This window comes from Bartonella sp. OC68QHHN, assembly GCF_042193875.1.
Taxonomy (GTDB): domain Bacteria; phylum Pseudomonadota; class Alphaproteobacteria; order Rhizobiales; family Rhizobiaceae; genus Bartonella; species Bartonella grahamii_A.
Map to the genome: position 1 here is coordinate 1 of NZ_JBHIME010000038.1, position 1,046 is coordinate 1,046.

The window sequence follows — 1,046 nt, forward strand, 5'->3', positions numbered from 1 at the left end:
GCTCATCAAGGGCTGTTTGAACCTTTGCAATCAAAGCCTCATCAGCTACCCCTGAAGGGGCGTCACTAAAAAGCGCAACATGAATAAGCGGGCTTTTACCCACACGATAAACAAAAGCATCTTTGACATGGAGATCGCTTGAGAGCGCAAAATATTGATAACGTGGCACTGTGCCCCCTGTGGAATGTCCTTGTCTATTCAAACGAATACGGCGGCGCAAACGCTCATCATCTTCATCCAAAAGGCGCGTGACCCCATGAAAATCCCCCAAATGATCTAAACTTGTTCCACGGGCAAATGTGAGTAAATTATCTCGCGCCACTTCATTAATTCGCTGGCGCAATAGCAACTCTTCATAAGCCACCGCTTGCAATTGAATGACAACCGGATCATAAGCCGTCTTTTCCACATTATAAGGAATATGATGCGCCGCAAAAAGCTCAGTCAAACGCGTGATCTTTTGCTCTAAAATTGCTTCAACAGAAAGCTCTTCAATAATTTGTGGGAGGGGTAAAGGTTCAAACTCTGTCATCACCAACCTCTAAATTGATGCTCATTGGCTCTTTGTGTGACCAATCCCCCAAAAGCCCATCGGGATAAAAAACACCCGTTAAAACAAAATGGAATGTGCCTTCACGCGTTGCTTTGGTCAGATCAATCCTCTGCAATGAGAACCCAGGCTCTCCATATTCTGGATCATCTAAAGCTTCAACAATTGCTTGATAAAGCTGCATCATCGTCGCAGGATCAGCATTGGCGTCTTGGAATGCTCCAACATCACATCCATAATGACGACGCAAAACCCGTGTCCCAATCCTTGTTGTCAGACATTTACGGAGTGATTGTTGGCAATGCGCAAAGCCATATAAGAGAGAGCCATCCTTTTCGCTGATCCCGCACCGCATGCTTTAAGCACCCTTTGTTGTCTTTGTGGTAGAAACAGTTGGGAGCGCAGAAACAACAGGGGCTGGTTTTTCAGCGATCTGACCAAGCAGCAAAGGGTATTTAGCCGCTTCCTCACTTAAACAAATTTCCTCACCCTTGCC

Annotated in this window: 2 protein-coding genes; both read right to left on the reverse strand. The window is 45.9% G+C overall.

Annotation, left to right across the window (positions count from 1 at the left end):
- A partial coding sequence (locus ACFIJ0_RS06005) for a baseplate J/gp47 family protein (protein WP_375643890.1) occupies nucleotides 1-532 on the reverse strand: 532 nt, incomplete at its 3' end.
- Entirely contained in the window at nucleotides 519-905 is a 387-nt protein-coding gene (locus ACFIJ0_RS06010; protein WP_375624169.1) for a GPW/gp25 family protein, read from the reverse strand. The genes ACFIJ0_RS06010 and ACFIJ0_RS06005, both read right to left, overlap by 14 nt.
- Nucleotides 906-1,046: the final 141 nt, after the last annotated feature.

Excerpts from the sequence above, each read along its gene's own strand:
- ACFIJ0_RS06010 (WP_375624169.1), bottom strand. The coding sequence starts at position 905 with ATGCGGTGCGGGATCAGCGAAAAGGATGGCTCTCTCTTATATGGCTTT.